Origin of the sequence: Micromonospora sp. NPDC057141, assembly GCF_042670805.1 — a bacterium.
Classification (GTDB): domain Bacteria; phylum Actinomycetota; class Actinomycetes; order Mycobacteriales; family Micromonosporaceae; genus Micromonospora.
The window spans coordinates 1-16,288 of sequence record NZ_JBHUVA010000026.1 but is presented as its reverse complement, the minus strand read 5'-3'; the positions used below and the strand labels follow the sequence as shown (position 1 = coordinate 16,288).

Below are 16,288 nucleotides of genomic sequence, written 5' to 3'. Positions count from 1 at the left end.
GAAGGACATGACCACGTCCACGCCGGCACCGCACGGCACCGCCGACGCGGGGACAGCCGGCACGCCCGCCACCCGGGGCAACCCGGCCGGCGGCGGCCTGCTCGACCCGGGGCAGCTCCTGGCCGCCCTGCCGGACGCGCTGCGCAAGCTCGACCCGCGCACCCTGTGGCGCAACCCGGTGATGCTGATCGTGGAGATCGGCGCGGCCTTCACCACCGTTCTCGCCGCGACCGACCCCTCGGTCTTCGCCTGGGCCATCACCGGCTGGCTCTGGCTCACCGTCGTCTTCGCCAACCTCGCCGAGGCGGTCGCCGAGGGGCGCGGTAAGGCACAGGCCGCCACCCTGCGCCGGGCCAAGCAGGAGACCATCGCCACCCGGCTGGTCGGCTGGACCCCGGGCGCGCCCGCCAACGCCTACCGGGACGAGGCGGTACCCGCCCCCGAACTGCGGCAGGGCGACGTCGTGCTCGTCTCCGCCGGCGGGATCATCCCCGGCGACGGGGACGTCGTCGAGGGCATCGCCAGCGTCGACGAGTCGGCCATCACCGGCGAGTCCGCCCCCGTCATCCGGGAGTCCGGTGGCGACCGCAGCGCCGTCACCGGTGGCACCAGGGTGCTCTCCGACCAGATCGTCGTGCGGATCACCCAGCGGCCGGGGGAGAGCTTCATCGACCGGATGATCGCCCTGGTCGAGGGCGCGAACCGGCAGAAGACGCCGAACGAGATCGCGCTCAACATCCTGCTCGCCGCGCTCACCGTCGTCTTCCTGCTGGCCGTGGTCACGCTCCAGCCCCTCGCCATCTTCTCGAAGGGCTACCAGGGCGCGGCACCGGACACCGGCGCGATCACCGACGCCGGCGTCAGCGGCGTGGTCCTGGTGGCGCTGCTGGTCTGCCTCATTCCCACCACCATCGGCGCGTTGCTCTCGGCGATCGGCATCGCCGGCATGGACCGCCTGGTGCAGCGCAACGTGCTGGCCATGAGCGGCCGGGCCGTCGAGGCCGCCGGTGACGTGAACACCCTGCTGCTGGACAAGACCGGCACCATCACCCTCGGCAACCGGCAGGCGGCCGAGTTCCTGCCCGTCGAGGGGGTCACCGCCGCCGAGCTGGCCGACGCGGCCCAACTGTCCAGCCTCGCCGACGAAACCCCCGAGGGCCGGTCCGTGGTCGTCCTCGCCAAGAACGACTTCGGGCTGCGGGAGCGGGAACCGGGCTTCGTGCCGCACGCCACGTTCGTGCCGTTCACCGCCCAGACCCGGATGAGCGGCGTCGACCTGGCCCCGGACGGCGACGCCACCGGCCCCGCCCGGCGGGTCCGCAAGGGCGCGGCGGCAGCCGTGATGAAGTGGGTCCGTGAGCACGGCGGCCACCCCACCGAGCAGGTCGGCCAGGTGGTCGACGAGATCAGCGGGCTCGGCGGCACCCCGCTCGTGGTGGCCGAGCACGTCCAGGGCGAACCGGCGCGGGCGCTCGGCGTGATCCACCTCAAGGACGTGGTCAAGTCGGGCATGCGGGAACGCTTCGACGAGATGCGCCGGATGGGCATCCGCACCGTCATGATCACGGGCGACAACCCGCGCACCGCGAAGGCGATCGCCGACGAGGCCGGCGTCGACGACTTCCTCGCCGAGGCCACGCCGGAGGACAAGCTCCACCTGATCAAGCGGGAGCAGGAGGGCGGCCGGCTGGTCGCGATGACGGGCGACGGCACCAACGACGCACCCGCCCTCGCCCAGGCCGACGTCGGGGTGGCCATGAACACCGGCACGTCGGCGGCGAAGGAGGCCGGCAACATGGTCGACCTCGACTCCGACCCGACCAAGCTCATCGAGATCGTCGAGATCGGCAAGCAACTCCTCATCACCCGGGGCGCCCTGACCACCTTCTCCATCGCCAACGACATCGCGAAGTACTTCGCGATCATCCCGGCCATGTTCGCCGGCATCTACCCGGGCCTGGACACGCTGAACGTCATGCGGCTGGCCAGCCCGGAGTCCGCGATCCTCTCGGCCGTCGTCTTCAACGCGATCGTCATCGTCGCGCTCATCCCACTGGCCCTGCGCGGCGTGCGGTACCGGCCGGCGGCGGCGGCGACACTGCTGCGCCGCAACCTGCTGGTCTACGGCCTCGGCGGCATCGTCGTGCCGTTCGTCGGCATCAAGCTCATCGACCTGCTCGTCCAGTTCGTCCCGGGGATCTCGTGATGCGTCTACCCACCTGGCTCGCCCAACACCTGGCCGCCCTGCGCGCCCTGCTCGTCTTCACCGCCCTGCTCGGCCTCGCGTACCCGCTCGCCTTGGTCGCCGCCGGCCGGCTGCCCGGCCTCGACGCCCGCGCCGGCGGCTCGCTCGTCACCGCCGACGGCCGCACCGTCGGCAGCGCGCTCATCGGCCAGGCGTTCACCGACGCCGACGGCGACCCCGTCCCGCGCTACTTCCAGTCCCGCCCCTCGGCGGCCGGAGACGGCTACGATCCCACCTCCACGGCGGCGAGCAACCTCGGCCCGGAGAGCGTCGTCGACACCCTGTCCGCCGACCCCGCCGGGTCGTCCCCGAGCCTGCTCACCCAGGTCTGCGCCCGCAGCCGGGCCGTCGGCGCGCTGAACGGGGTGGACGGGCGGCGACCCTACTGCACCGCCGACGGGGTCGGCGCCGTCCTCGGCGTGTTCCATCGCGACGGGTTCACCGGCCCGGTCACCAGGGTCGTCAGCGTCAACCAGACCGCACCCGCCACCCCGTTCGTGGCGGCCTGGCAGGGCGTCGCGGTGGAGCTGGCGCGGCCCGGCGAGGACTACGTCGCCGCCGGGGCGGTGATCGTCCCCGTGCGCGGCGACGCCCCGGCCGACCCGGCCGTGCCCGCCGACGCGGTCACCGCCGGTGGCAGCGGCCTCGACCCGCACATCAGCCCCGCGTACGCCGAACTCCAGGTCGCCCGGGTGGCCCGGGAGCGTGGCGCGGACCCGGCTGCGGTGCGGCGGCTGGTGGCCGAGCACACCACCGGACGGGTGCTGGGCTTCCTGGGGGAGCCCGGCGTCAACGTGCTGGAGCTGAACCTCGCCCTCGACCAGCGGCTCCCCGCTCGGTGAACCCTGGCCGGGGCGGACCACCCACGGACCACCCACGGCCCGCCGCGGCACGGCCCGCCGACACCCGCCCCCGGACGACGCCGACCCACGGAAGGAGGCCCCCACAGTGCCCAGAGGGGAGCTGCGCGTCTACCTCGGTGCCGCGCCCGGCGTCGGCAAGACGTACGCGATGCTCGAGGAGGCCCAGCGGCGGGCCGCGCGCGGCACCGACGTGGTGATCGGGCTGGTCGAGACCCACGGCCGCCCGCACACCGCCGCCATGATCGGCGACCTCGAACTGGTGCCCCGGTGTACCCTCACCCACCGGGGCGTGGAGCTCACCGAGCTGGACCTCGACGCGGTGCTGGCCCGCCGCCCCGAGGTCGTCGTCGTCGACGAGCTTGCCCACACCAATGTGCCCGGCTCCCGGCACGGCAAGCGCTGGCAGGACGTGCGGGAGCTGCTCGACGCCGGCATCAGCGTGCTGTCCACCGTCAACGTCCAGCACCTCGAGTCGCTCAACGACGTCGTCGCCCGGATCACCGGCACCACCCAGCGCGAGACCGTCCCCGACGCCGTCGTGCGCGCCGCCGAGCAGGTCGAACTCGTCGACATGACCCCGGAGGCGCTGCGCCGGAGGATGGCCCACGGCAACATCTACGGTCCCGACCGGATCGACGCCGCCCTCGGCAACTACTTCCGCGTCGGCAACCTCACCGCGCTGCGCGAGCTGGCCCTGCTCTGGCTCGCCGGCACCGTCGACGACCAGCTCGGCGCGTACCGCGCCCAGCAGGGCATCTCCGACACCTGGGAGGCCCGCGAACGCGTCGTCGTGGCCCTGACCGGCGGGCCGGAGGGGGACACGCTGATCCGCCGAGCCGCCCGGATCGCCGCCCGGGGCCGGGGCGCCGACCTGCTGGCCGTGCACGTCGCCCGCAGCGACGGCCTGGCCGGCGCCGATCCCGCCCGGCTGGCCCGCCAGCGGGTCCTCGTCGAGGGCCTCGGCGGCACCTACCATCAGGTGCTCGGCGCGGACGTCCCGGCGGCGCTGCTCGACTTCGCCCGGGGCGTCAACGCCACCCAGCTCGTGCTCGGCGCGAGCCGCCGGGGCCGGCTCGCCCAGCTGTTCTCCCGGGGCGTCGGCGTCACCACCACCGCCCTGTCCGGGCCGATCGACGTGCACCTGGTAACCCACCCCGAGGCCGGGCGCGGCCGGCGGGCGGTCGCCACGCCGGCCGCCCTGTCGCGGCGGCGCCGGCTACTCGGCTTCGCCCTCGCGGTGCTCGGTATGCCGGCGCTCACCCTGGCGCTGCTGACCCTGCCCGACCTCACCCTCACCAACGACATCCTGCTGTTCCTCGCCGGGGTCGTGGGGGTGGCCCTGGTCGGTGGCCTCTGGCCGGCGCTGGTCGCCGCCCTCGGCGGATCGCTGCTGCTCAACTGGTTCTTCACCCCGCCGTTTCGCACGCTGACCATCGCCGAGGCCGACAACCTGTTGGCGCTGGGCGTCTTCGTCGGCGTCGCCGTCGCGGTCAGCTGGGTCGTCGACGTGGCCGCCCGGCGCACCCGGGAGGCCGCCCGGGCCTCCGCCGACGCGCAGACCCTCGCCACCGTGGCCGGCGGCGTGCTGCGCGGCGAGCGTCCGCTGCCGGCCCTGCTGGACCGGCTGCGGGAGACGTTCGCGCTGCGCGCGGTCAGTGTCCTGGAGTTGGTCTCCGAGGCACGGGGCCGCCCCGACCTGGCCCGCGACCGGGCCGCCTGGCGGGTGGTGGCCAGCGTCGGGGACGCTCCGGCCGGCAGCCCCGACGCCGGGGAGACGGCCGTGCCCGTCGACGACCGGCTCACCGTCGTGCTGTCCGGCCGGCGGCTGGAGGCCGCCGACCGGCGCGTCGTCGAGGCGTTCGCCGCCCAGGCCGCCGTCGCGCTGCGTCAGGAACGCCTCGCCGTTGCGGCCGCCGCAGCCGGGCCTCTCGCGGAGGCCGACCGGATGCGCACCGCGCTGCTCGCCGCCGTCAGCCACGACCTGCGTACGCCGCTGGCCTCGGCGAAGGCGGCGGTAAGCAGCCTGCGCAGCCACGACGTCGAGTTCGACGCCGACGATCGCGAGGAGTTGCTCGCCACCGCCGACGAGTCCCTCGACCGGTTGGGTCGCCTGGTGGCGAACCTGCTGGACATGAGCCGGTTGCAGGCCGGCGCGCTCGGCGTCACCGCCACGGCGATCGGGCTGGAGGACGTGGTGCCCCGCGCCCTGGACGAACTCGGTCCGGCCGCCGCCGACGTCACCACCGACATTCCCGCGGACCTGCCCGCCGCGTCGGCCGACCCCGGGTTGCTGGAACGCGTGCTGGTCAACGTCGTCGCCAACGCCCTGCGGCACAGCCCGCCCGGCCGGCCGCCCACCGTCGCCGCCAGTGCCCACGCCGGCCAGGTGGAGCTGCGGGTGGTCGACACCGGTCCCGGCATCCCCGCCGACCAGTGGGAGCACGTCTTCCTCCCGTTCCAGCGCCTCGGCGACCGGGACAACCAGACCGGGGTGGGCCTCGGCCTCGCCCTGTCCCGTGGCCTCGTCGAGGCCATGGGTGGCACCATCACCCCCGAGACCACTCCCGGCGGAGGGCTGACCATGGTGCTGCGCCTGCCCGCCGCCGGCCCGCCGGGCCGGGCCGGCCCGCCGGCGGCGGAAGGGCGGCACGAGTCGGACGCGCAGCGGGAGCAGGAGGGGCCGCAGGAATGAGCCGCATCCTCGTCGTCGACGACGAACCGCAGATTTTGCGCGCCCTGCGCATCAACCTGCGCGCCCGCGGCTACGACGTGCGGGTGGCCGAGACCGGCACGGTCGCGCTGAAGGCCGCCGCCGCCCACCCGCCGGACCTGGTGGTGCTCGACCTCGGGCTGCCCGACCTCGACGGCGTCGAGGTGATCCGGGGCCTGCGCGGGTGGACGAGCGTGCCGATCATCGTGTTGTCGGGCCGGGCCGGCAGCGAGGACAAGGTCGCCGCCCTCGACGCCGGCGCCGACGACTACGTCACCAAACCCTTCGGCATCGACGAGCTGCTCGCCCGCATCCGCGCCGTCACCCGCCGCCTCGCCGCGCCCTCGGCGGACGGCGCGACCCCGGCCCCCCGGGTGGGGCGGCACACCGTCGATCTGGTCGACCGCACCGTCACCCGCGACGACGGCGCACCGGTCCGGCTCACCCCCACCCAGTGGGCCGTGCTCGACAAGCTGCTGCGCCACCCCGGCAAGCTGGTCAGCCAGCGGCAACTGCTGCACGACGTGTGGGGGCCGGAATACCAGAACGAGACCAACTACCTGCGCCAGTACATGGCTCAACTGCGGCGCAAGCTGGAGGACGACCCCGCCCGGCCCCGGCACCTGATCACCGAGCCGGGCATGGGCTACCGCTACCGCCCCTGACCATCGCGGGCTCCGTGGCCCCGGTCACGGCGCGTCGACGACCTCCCGCCCCAGGGGCCAGAACGCGGTGGGGACGAGCTTGAAGTTGGCGATCCCGAACGGGATGCCGACGATCGTGACGCAGAGGGCGACGCCGGCGACGACGTGGGACAGCGCCAGCCACCAGCCCGCCAGCACCACCCACAGCACGTTGGCCAGCCCGGAAGCGACGCCCGCGCCCGGCTTCGGCACCACGGTCCGGCCGAAGGGCCACAGCGAATAGCCGGCCAGGCGCAGCGACGCGACGCCGAACGGGATCGTGACGACCAGCACGAAGCAGATCAGCGCCGCGATCCCGTACCCGACAGCCAGCACGATCCCGCCGCCGAAGACGAGCCACAACACGTTCAGCAGAAAGCGAATCACCCTTCGAGCATGACCGACGCCCGCCACCGGCCGGCCGGGCTGGGCCCGGTGTCGGGTCAGCGCCCGGTGCGGGACCTGCTTCGCGGGGGCCGGCCGAGCAGTGCGTCGAGGCGCGCGCCGAGCTGGTCCGGGTCGCGCAGCGGCCGGGCGAAGGACAGCCGTACGTCGCGAGCGCGCGCGGTGGCCATCGCGGGGGCCTGCACCCGCAGGACGATGCCGGCGCGGTCCAGCCGCAGCAGGCGGACGCGGGTACCGTCCTGCCGCAGCCGCGTGGGGACCAGCCCGGCGAGCTGCTCCATGGTGCGTGGATCGGCGTCGAGGCGGCGCAGCAGCTCCGCCTCGGCCGGGGCGAGCGGATCGGGGCGGGCCGTGGCGAAGGCGTCCGGGTCGATCGGGGTGGTGCCGCCGGTGTCGGTGATCCCGGCCGTGGCGAGGTGCAGCGCCGCGACGAGGTCGGTCCGCCGGCCCCGCAGGCCCTCGACGGTCAGCCAGCCGGTGAGGGTCGCCTGGCCGCGTACCCGGTCGGGCATCGGGATCGGGGCGAGGTCCACCACGTGGACGACGGCGGGGACGTCCCCCCTCCCGGGCCAGGTGGTGGGCCGCGCCGGAGTCGGCCGGCAGCTCGACGCGTACCCGGCCGTCGGGGCCCACGCGGTGCCGGCCGGTGAGGTCGGCCCGGTGCGTCGAGGTCAGCAGTGTCACCGAGTCGGCGGCCACGAGCAGGGTACGCAGCCGCTCTGCCGGTGTGCCGACAGCCACCGCGACGGCGGCCGGGGGGATGTTGCCCGACATCTGCACCTCCTATTAGGTTAGCCTTACCTTATCTGAGAGGCAGATGATGAATCAGTCCCGCCCCAAGGCCAAGCGGTCGCGTCGGCTCGGCATCGCCCTGACCCCCAAGTGCGTGCGGTACCTGGAGCGCCGCCCGTTCCCGCCCGGAGACCACGGCCGGGCCCGGACCAGGGACAGCGACTACAAGGTCCGTCTACTGGAGAAGCAGCGCCTCAAGGCGCAGTACGACCTGCGGGAGGGGCAGCTGCGGCGGGCGTTCGACCGGGCGGTGCGCCGGCCGGGCAAGACCGGTGAGGAACTCGTGGTCGACCTGGAGACCCGGCTCGACGCGCTCGTGCTGCGCGCGGGGTTCGCCCGCACCATCTACCAGGCTCGGCAGCTCGTCACCCACCAGCACCTGACGGTCAACGGCCGGCGGGTGGACCGCCCGTCGGCGCGGCTGCGCCCCGGCGACGAGATCGCGGTGGCCGAACGCAGCCGGGGCAAGGCGCCGTTCCTGCTCGCGGCCGGGGGAGCGCACGCCCCGCAACGGCCCGCGCCGTATCTCGACGTCGACCTGGCCGGCCTCGCCGCCCGGCTCACCCGGCCGCCCCGGCGGGTCGAGGTGCCGGTGATCTGCGACGAACAACTCGTCGTCGAGCACTACTCCCGCTGACCCGGGCGTGCCGGCCCGGCCGGTGCGTGGTCAGCCGGTGAGCTCCAGGTGCAGGTCGATCATCGCGTCGACCTGGGCCGGCACCTCGAGCTGGGTACGCCGACGCCCTGGGCCGGGGCCGCCCCTTCCGGTGATCCGTCCGGCGGGCCGGCAGCCGGGCATGGCAGGAGAATGGCTGGCCGGTGGCAGGCGCCGCCCCGCAGTCTGACCGCCTTCGGGTCCGCGGTGGACCCGTCTGCGGAAGGAACTGCATGAGGTCACGTCTGACCACCGGTGGGGCCCGGATCGTCGCGCTGGGGCTGCTGGTCACCGGCGCGGTGGTGGTCGCGCCGACGCCGGCGTCCGCCGACACGGCGGTCACCGGCGACGTCCCGGCGACGGCGACGGCGGTCGCCGTCTTCACCGGGGAACCCGCCGACACGGCCATCGAGTTGCCGGCGCGGGAGGCTGCCGCCCTGGAGACGGCCGAGGCTCGGGCGGAGGGCAGGCCCGACGCGCTCGCGCCGCCGTTCTACGACCCCGGCACCGCCCGGGTGAGCGCGCCGGTGGTGTCCACCGGCGACGTCACAGCCGTGCCGTACGCTGCCGCGGCCATCCCGATCCCGGACCTGCCCGACGAGTCGGGCGTCGACGAGACGGTGCCCGGGGAGGCCGCCGACAAGGAGGCGACGGCCACCTCCGCCGCCACGCGCGGCGGGGCGGTCGCCGCGCAGGCCATTCCCACGCTCTACTACCCGGCGACGCCGGCGGCGAAGTACAGCCTCAGCCGACTCTCCGCCGTCCGCGACGAGGTGCTCACGGCCGGGCTGGTCGGCCAGGCGTCGATGTACTCCGCGTACGTCGACGCGCCCCGTAACCGGGTCGTGGTCGAGGCGTCCGCCGTGACCGAGGGGATGCGGGCCGCCCTCGCCACCCGGTACGCCGCCGACATGGTGGCGCTGCGACTCACGCCGGGGGAGACCGCCGGCGCGTCGCAGGCCCGGCACAACGACACGAGCCCGTTCTACGGCGGGGCGAAGATGGGCCCGGACGGCTGCACCATCGGGTTCGGCTGGACCCACCAGGGCGAGCGGTACTTCGTCACCGCGGGCCACTGCACCACCGCCAGCCAGAACGTCTACATGGACCGGTACTCCTCGGCCGTCGGCAAGGTGATCGACGACAACTGGAACAACTCCACCGGCTCCGTGAAGATCAACGGTGCGGGTTACTACAGCGGCGACCTGTCGTTGGTGAAGATGAACAGTGGCTTCGGGATGGCGGCGCACATGTGGACCGGCGGGCCGACCTCCAGCACCAACCGCCCCGTGGCCGGTCCGGCCTCGCGTTCGCCGAAGATCGGCGACAAGTACTGCACCGGTGGCAGCACCAAGGGCTCCATCTGCAACTGGAAGGTCGTCGCGACCGGGACCACCGTCCGGTACGACGACGGTACGGTCGCCCGGAACATGACCAAGGGCACCAAACACGGCCACTGCACGGCTCCCGGTGACTCCGGCGGCCCGATCTTCACGATCAACTCGGCGGGCAAGATCGTGGCCAAGGGCATCCACAGCGGCGGCGGCGGGGGCGGTGGCGACCACTACACCGGTTCGCTGGAGTCACCGTGCCGGGAGTGGTTCACCGACATCCGCCTGGCGGAGAAGATCCTGCCGGGCATCATCTACAAGTACTGACCCGCGACGAGCCGGGCGTCCGTCTCCACGGGGAACGGGCGCCCCGCCGTGTTCACAGGCCGGCGCACGGGGTGTCGGCCACCGCGCACGCCTCGGGCGCCTTGACGAACGGGTCGGCGTCGCGGACGTCGAACCGGACCGTCTGCGATCCGCCCGCCGGCACCGCCGGGCCGGTGATCGTGACGGAGCGGCCGTCCTGCCGCCAGTCGCCGCCGTCGACGTCGCCGATCGTGCTGCCGGAGGGCAGGGTGAGCACCACCGTCCAGTCGCGGGCCGCCGCGCCGGCCGGGTTGTCGATCACCACCTCGCCGGTGTAGCCGAAGAGCCGGGTCGCCACGGTCGCGTACCGGGCGGTCAGGGGTGCCCGTGACGGGGACGGGGTGAGCGTCCGCGACGGCGTGGGCGAGGCGGAGCGGCTCGGGCGGGCGCTGCTGCGGGTGGCGCCGCGGGTGGGCCGCGCGGACGGGGTGGCCCGGGGTGGACCGCTGGTGGCGGCGGTGGTCGCGACGGGCGGGACGGTCGCCGGGTCGGGGGCGGCGGCGTGGTCCGGGCTCGACGGCAGCAGGACCCAGGCCGTCAGCCCGGTGACCAGCACGCCACCGCCGAGCGCCACGACCAGCGCGGTGCGTCGGCGGCGGGCCGGCGGCGGCGTGCCGCCGAGCGCCCCGACGATCGGCATCTCGGCCGTCGGCGGGCCCTGGTCGCGGAGCAGGTCGACCTGTTGGAAGGCGAGCCAGTCGAGGATGGCGGGCAGCCGCCCGGTCAGCGCCTGCTGGTAGAACTGCTCGCGGCGCACGCGTTGCTCGACGGGCCAGCCGCCGTGTTCGAGGCTTTCCCGGACCGCCAGCCGGCAGCCCTCGGCGGTGGGGGTGACGTCGCAGCTCAGCAGGGTGCGCCGGCCGGCCTCCTGGCAGCGCAGGACGATCGCTTCCGGCTCCCGTTGCTCGGCCACCTCCGCGTCGACAGCGGCGTCGAAGCCGGGCAGCCCCGCCGTGTAGAGCAGCAGTCGTCCCGGCTGGCCGGGGCGGGCTCGACCTCGGTGTACCAGCGGGCCAGCAGCGCCGGGTCCGTCAACGCGCGCCAGACCCGGTCGGTGGGGTGGGACAGGTCGATCCGCGCGCCGATCTCGATCACGGCGAGACTCTACGGGTCCCGCCGGCAGCCGGTCCGCCGGGGCGACGCCTCGGGTTTCCCCGGTGACCCTCCGGAACCGGCAACAGCCTTGACGGAAAGGGTGCGCATCGACAGACTTCGCTAGAGAGGGCGCTCTCTGCATGCCGTCGCCGACCGGCCCGCCGCACCCGGCGTGGTCGTCCGGACCGTCCACCGAGGAGACCCAGTGACCAGACTCCGATCCGTCCCCCGGGCGCTCGCCCTCGCCGCCGCCGCGCTCGTCGCCTCCACCGTGGCCCTCGTCCTGCCCGGCCACGCCGAACCCGCCGCGGCGGCCATCGGCCCGATCACCTGGCAGGACGAGTTCAACGCGCCGGCCGGCACGCCCGTCGACCAGAACCGGTGGCGGTTCGACATCGGCGGCAGCGGCTGGGGCAACAACGAGCGGCAGTACTACACGAACAGCACGAGCAACGCCGTGCACGACGGCCAGGGCAACCTGGTGATCACCGCCCGCAAGGAGAACCCGGCCAACTACCAGTGCCACTACGGCCGGTGCGAGTACACCTCCGCCCGGCTGCTGACCGCCGCGACGTTCACCCAGGCGTACGGCCGGTTCGAGGCCCGGATCAAGATCCCCCGGGGCCAGGGCATCTGGCCGGCGTTCTGGATGCTCGGCAACGACATGGGCAGTGTCGGCTGGCCGAACGCGGGCGAGATCGACATCATGGAGAACATCGGCCGCGAGCCGAACACCGTGTACGGCACCATCCACGGCCCGGGCTACTCCGGTGGCGGCGGCATCACCAACAGTCGCACCATCGGCTCCCCGCTCGCCGACGCCTTCCACACCTACCGGGTGGACTGGGAGCCCAACTCGATCGTGTGGTACCTCGACGGCGTCGAGTACCACCGCGTCGACCCGAGCCGGCTCGGCGGCAACCGCTGGGTGTTCGACCACCCGTTCTTCATGATCCTCAATGTGGCGGTGGGCGGCACCTGGCCGGGCTACCCCGACGCCACCACCCAGTTCCCCCAGCAGATGCTGGTCGACTACGTCCGGGTCTCCGGCTACACCTCCGGCGGCAACCCGCCGGCCGGCACCACCCGGCTGCGCGGCGCGCAGAGCGGGCGGTGCATCGACATCCCCGGCGCCGACCCGGTCGACGGGGCCAAGCTGCAGATCTGGGACTGCAACAGCACCGCCGCCCAGGCCTGGACGTTCGCCTCCGACGGCACGGTGCGGGCGATGGGCAAGTGCATGGACCCGGCCTGGGCCGGCACCGCGAACGGCACCGAGGTCAACCTCGTCACCTGCAACGGCAACCCGGTCCAGCGGTTCACCCTCAACGCCGGCGGCGACCTGGTGAACCTCAGCGCCAGCCGCTGCGTCGACGTCCGCGACCAGAACCCGGCCAACGGCGGCAAGCTCCAGCTCTGGGACTGCACGGGCGCGGCCAACCAGAAGTGGTCGCGCTACTGACCCGACCCGACCCGGGCCGCCGCCGGTACGCCGGCGGCGGCCCGGCCGTCCGGTGGCGAGAAGCGGCCGTCCGGTGGCGAGGATCAGGACGCGGCGCCGAGCGTCGATCGATCCGGGCCTCGGATCCGTACTCCCCCGTGCCGTTTACTGGGGAGAGAGGTCAGCGCATGTCCGTACCCGAGACGCGTCCCGCACCGTCCGACATCGACGGTCACCGGCCGCGCGTCGTCACCGGCGTCGTCGTGGAGCCCGATCCCCACGTCGGCGTCGACATCGGTGACACGCACCGGGCCGACGCGTACGGTGGGCCGGGCTTCTTCGCCGGCCCGGTGATCGACGTCGAACCCGACCGCCGGGTGGCCCCCCGTCGTCGGCCCGTCGTCGGCATCGTCGGAGTCGGGGTGATCCTGGCCCTGCTCGCGGCCGGCGCGCTCGCACTCGCCTCGGGTCCCCCCGGCCTGCGCGCGGCCGGGACCGGGCCGGCGCCGGCGGTGGGCGGCGGCGGCCCGGCGGCAGGCGATCCGGCGGCAGGCGGCGGCGTCCCCCACACCGTCACCGCGCCCCTGGGCGGGCGGGCCCGGGCCGCGTTCGAGCTGGTCACCGGCACCACCGCCGTCGAGCTGCGCATCGCCGACCTCGGCGCGGACCTCTACCGGATCAGCACCCCGGCGGACGGCGACAGCGTCCCGCGCCCGGTGCGCACCGCCGAGGGCGTCGCGCTGCACCTGGCGCCGACCGGCCGGGCGGGGCCCGGGGCGGTGCAGATCCGGCTCAGTTCGCGGGTGGCCTGGCGGCTGGTGATGGGTGGCGGCGCGAGCACCCAGCTGCTCGACCTGCGCGCCGGCCGGCTGCTCGGCGTGGACCTGGCCGGGGGCACCGACCGCACGGAGCTGCGGCTGCCCGCCGGGGACGGCAGCCTGGCCGTGCGGCTGACCGCCGGGGTCAACCAGCTCACGGTCTCCGTGCCGGACCTGCGGCCGGTGCGGGTGCGGGCGGTCCGGGGCGCCGGCTCGGTCACGGTGCACGCCGACCGCCGCGTCGGCGTGGCCGGCGGCGCGGTCATCACCACCCCGGGCTGGGAGACCGCCACCGACCGGCTGGACCTGGACCTGGTCGGCGGCGCCGACGCGGTCACCGTGCTGCGGCGCTGACCCGGGTGGCCGCCGCCCGTCCCGGTCGCCGGGGCGGGCGGCAGGCGGTCCGTCCCGGTCGCCGGGGCGTCAGGGGCGGTAGTGGATCAGGGCCCGCAGTAGAGGAGCCGGTTCGGCGAGCCGGTGCCGGGGTTGCCGACGACACCGGCGGTGGCGGTGGCGGCGAGGTGCGCCGCCACCTGCGCCGGGGTCCAGGTGGGATGGTCGGAGAGCACGAGGGCGGCGCAGCCGGCGACGTGCGCGGCGGCCATCGGGCTGCCGCTGACCGTGGCGGTGGCGGTGTCGCCGGTGTGCCAGGTCGAGGTGATGCCGCCGCCGGGGGCGAAGATGTCCACGCAGGTGCCGTAGTTGGCCGAGCTCATCCTCGCGTCGGTGGAGACGGTGCCGGAGACGGTGAGCGCCGCGGGCACCCGCGCGGGCGAGTAGTTGCAGGCGCTGCTGGCCGAGCTGCCCGAGGGCACCGTGTACGTGACGCCGGAGTTGATGGAGGCCGTCAGCGCGGCGTCCACGGCACTGCTGGCGCTGCCGCCGAGGCCCATGACGGCCACGGCGGGCTTCACCGCGTACCGGGTGACCCACTCGATGCCGGCGATGACCTGGGACCAGGTGCCGCTGCCGGTGCAGTTGAGCACCCGCACCGGCACCAGCCGGACGTCCTTGGCCACCCCGTGCAGCTGGCCGCCGACGGTGCCGGCGAGGTGGGTGCCGTGGCCGTTGCAGTCGTCGGCCGGCAGCGCCCCGTCGACGGCGTCGTACCCGCCGGTGACGGAGCCGCCGAAGTCGGCGTGGGTGGCGCGGATGCCGGTGTCGAGGACGTAGGCGTGCACGTTCGGCGCGGTGTTCGGGTAGGCGTACCGGCCGTCGAGCGGCAGCGTGCGCTGGTCGATGCGGTCCAGCCCCCACGACGGCGGGTTGAGCTGGACGCCGGCCGCCAGCGCCGTCACGTGGTTCTGCTCGACGTACGCCACGGCCGGGTCGGCGGCCAGCCGGCGGGCGGCCCGCTCGGGCAGGCGGATCTCGAAGCCGCGTACGGCGGCGTGGTAGACGTGGCCGCGTACGCCGCCGAACCTGCCGGCGAGGCGGTCGGCGGTGGCGGCGACCGACGCGGCCGACCCGGCGGTGGCCCGGTCGTCCAGCAGCACGAGGTAGCTGTCCGGCACGGCGGTGCCGCCGCCGGCGTGCCGGATCTGTCCGGTGGCCGCGGCGGCCGGCGACGCGGCGACCAGGCCCGCGCCCAGGGCGAGGCCGACGCCGAGGGCGGCCGCCAGCGACCGCCGGCGTCGGGTGCCAGGAACGATCATGTGCGGTCCTTTCCGACGCGCCGGCCCCGGGGCGGTGACCCCGGGGCCGGCGGCTGGTCGTCAGGTCAGCTGGTGGGGGAGAGGTAGAGCAGGCGGTTCGGCGAGCCGGTGCCGGGGCTGGTCACCGTGCCGGTGGTGGCGGTGGAGACCAGGTACGACGCGACCTGGGCCGGGGTCCACGACGGGTTGTTCTGCAGCACGCGGGCGGCGGCGCCGGCCACGTGCGGGGAGGCCATCGAGGTGCCGCTGATGGTGTTGGTGGCCGTGTCGCTGGTGTACCAGGCCGACAGCACGCTCGAGCCCGGCGCGAAGATGTCCACGCAGGTGCCGTAGTTCGAGTAGGACGCCCGGGCGCCGTTGCTCTGGGTCGCGCCGACGGTGATCGCCGTGGGCACGGCGGCCGGGGAGTAGTTGCAGGCGTTGGCGTTGGAGTTGCCGGCGGCCACCGCGTAGGTGACGCCGTCGGCGATCGAGGCGGCCACGGCGGAGTTCAGGGAGGTGTTGAGGCCGCCGCCGAGGCTCATGTTCGCCACCGCCGGCTGGCCGGCCTGGTGGTTGGAGGTCACCCAGTTGATGCCGGCGATGACGCCCGCGGTGGTGCCGCTGCCGGCGCAGTTGAGCACCCGCACGGCCACCAGCCGGGCGTTCTTGGCCACGCCGTAGGTCGAACCGCCGACGGTGCCGGCGACGTGCGTGCCGTGGCCGTTGCAGTCGGCGGCCGGCAGGGCGTTGTCGACCGCGTCGTAGCCGTCGACGGCCCGCCCGCCGAACTGGCTGTGGGTGGTCCGGATGCCCGTGTCGATGATGTACACGGTGATGCCCGAGCCGGTGCTGGTGTAGCTGTAGGTGCCCGACAGCGGGAGGGCGGCCTGGTCGATCCGGTCCAGGCCCCACGGCGGGTTGGTCTGGGTCGCGGTGGTCGTCATCGTCTGGTTCTGCTCGACGTACGCCACGGCCGGGTCGGCGGCCAGCCGCTTGGCGGCCCGCTCTGACAGCCGGACCTCGAAGCCGTTGAGCGCCTCGCCGTAGACGTGGCCGACGGTGGCGCCGTACCGGCTGGCGAGCGTGCCGGCCGAGTTCGCGACGGCGGCGGCCCGGGTGCCGGCCCGGCCGCCGACGGCGCTGTCCTTCAGCACCACGATGTAGCTGTCCTTGACGGCCGTGGCGCTGCCGGCGGACAGGATGTCGCCGGTGGCGGGCGCCGCGCTGGCCGGCGCACCGACCGTGGC

General features: G+C 74.7%; 14 protein-coding genes. 8 read left to right on the top strand and 6 right to left on the bottom strand.

The window, feature by feature from the left end; all coding sequences use genetic code 11:
- Positions 1-7 precede the first annotated feature (7 nt).
- The 4 genes from kdpB (at position 8) to ACFT41_RS15965 (ending at position 6,483) form a co-directional block, all read left to right on the top strand.
- Positions 8-2,206, top strand: coding sequence for a potassium-transporting ATPase subunit KdpB (gene kdpB, locus ACFT41_RS15980; protein ID WP_377613899.1), 2,199 nt, complete (start codon positions 8-10; stop codon positions 2,204-2,206).
- Positions 2,206-3,087 (top strand): potassium-transporting ATPase subunit C, encoded by an 882-nt coding sequence (locus ACFT41_RS15975; protein ID WP_377587732.1) that lies wholly within the window; start codon positions 2,206-2,208, stop codon positions 3,085-3,087. The genes kdpB and ACFT41_RS15975 overlap by 1 nt, the downstream gene beginning before the upstream one ends.
- A gap of 106 nt (positions 3,088-3,193) precedes the next feature.
- Entirely contained in the window at positions 3,194-5,800 is a 2,607-nt protein-coding gene (locus ACFT41_RS15970) for a DUF4118 domain-containing protein (RefSeq protein ID WP_377587733.1), read from the top strand.
- Positions 5,797-6,483, top strand: coding sequence for a response regulator (locus tag ACFT41_RS15965; RefSeq protein WP_377587734.1), 687 nt, complete (start codon positions 5,797-5,799; stop codon positions 6,481-6,483). Before ACFT41_RS15970 ends, ACFT41_RS15965 begins: the two co-directional genes overlap by 4 nt.
- Positions 6,484-6,507: 24 nt before the next feature.
- Here the strand turns inward: ACFT41_RS15965 and ACFT41_RS15960 are convergent, their stop codons facing one another.
- A complete protein-coding gene (locus tag ACFT41_RS15960; RefSeq protein ID WP_377587735.1) occupies positions 6,508-6,888 on the bottom strand; it encodes a YccF domain-containing protein in 381 nt (126 codons plus the stop codon).
- Between the two features lie 56 nt (positions 6,889-6,944).
- Positions 6,945-7,442, bottom strand: a complete 498-nt coding sequence (locus ACFT41_RS15955) for a DUF2470 domain-containing protein (protein ID WP_377587736.1) — start codon at positions 7,440-7,442, stop codon at positions 6,945-6,947.
- 284 nt (positions 7,443-7,726) lie between these two features.
- On the opposite strand from ACFT41_RS15955, the gene rpsD reads away from it, so the two are divergent.
- Positions 7,727-8,335: a 30S ribosomal protein S4 gene (gene rpsD / locus ACFT41_RS15950; RefSeq protein ID WP_377587743.1), complete on the top strand. Its 609-nt coding sequence runs from the start codon at positions 7,727-7,729 to the stop codon at positions 8,333-8,335.
- 30 nt (positions 8,336-8,365) lie between these two features.
- On the opposite strand, the gene ACFT41_RS15945 is transcribed toward rpsD, so the two are convergent.
- Positions 8,366-8,497 (bottom strand): hypothetical protein, encoded by a 132-nt coding sequence (locus tag ACFT41_RS15945; protein ID WP_377587737.1) that lies wholly within the window; start codon positions 8,495-8,497, stop codon positions 8,366-8,368.
- An 89-nt stretch (positions 8,498-8,586) separates the two neighbouring features.
- Here ACFT41_RS15945 and ACFT41_RS15940 point away from each other — a divergent pair, with 89 nt between their 5' ends.
- Positions 8,587-10,011 (top strand): trypsin-like serine protease, encoded by a 1,425-nt coding sequence (locus tag ACFT41_RS15940; RefSeq protein WP_377587738.1) that lies wholly within the window; start codon positions 8,587-8,589, stop codon positions 10,009-10,011.
- A gap of 52 nt (positions 10,012-10,063) precedes the next feature.
- Here ACFT41_RS15940 and ACFT41_RS15935 read toward each other — a convergent pair whose 3' ends face one another.
- Positions 10,064-10,963 (bottom strand): hypothetical protein, encoded by a 900-nt coding sequence (locus tag ACFT41_RS15935; RefSeq protein ID WP_377587739.1) that lies wholly within the window; start codon positions 10,961-10,963, stop codon positions 10,064-10,066.
- 387 nt (positions 10,964-11,350) lie between these two features.
- On the opposite strand from ACFT41_RS15935, the gene ACFT41_RS15930 reads away from it, so the two are divergent.
- Both ACFT41_RS15930 and ACFT41_RS15925 read left to right on the top strand, forming a co-directional pair.
- Positions 11,351-12,607 (top strand): family 16 glycosylhydrolase, encoded by a 1,257-nt coding sequence (locus tag ACFT41_RS15930; RefSeq protein WP_377587740.1) that lies wholly within the window; start codon positions 11,351-11,353, stop codon positions 12,605-12,607.
- Positions 12,608-12,774: 167 nt separating this feature from the next.
- Complete coding sequence (locus tag ACFT41_RS15925) at positions 12,775-13,758, top strand: hypothetical protein (RefSeq protein WP_377587741.1); 984 nt, start codon at positions 12,775-12,777, stop codon at positions 13,756-13,758.
- Positions 13,759-13,844: 86 nt separating this feature from the next.
- Here ACFT41_RS15925 and ACFT41_RS15920 read toward each other — a convergent pair whose 3' ends face one another.
- Entirely contained in the window at positions 13,845-15,059 is a 1,215-nt protein-coding gene (locus ACFT41_RS15920; RefSeq protein ID WP_377587742.1) for a S8 family serine peptidase, read from the bottom strand.
- Positions 15,060-15,124: 65 nt separating this feature from the next.
- Positions 15,125-16,288 (bottom strand): S8 family peptidase (locus ACFT41_RS15915; protein WP_377613898.1); only part of this gene is annotated, 1,164 nt, incomplete at its 5' end.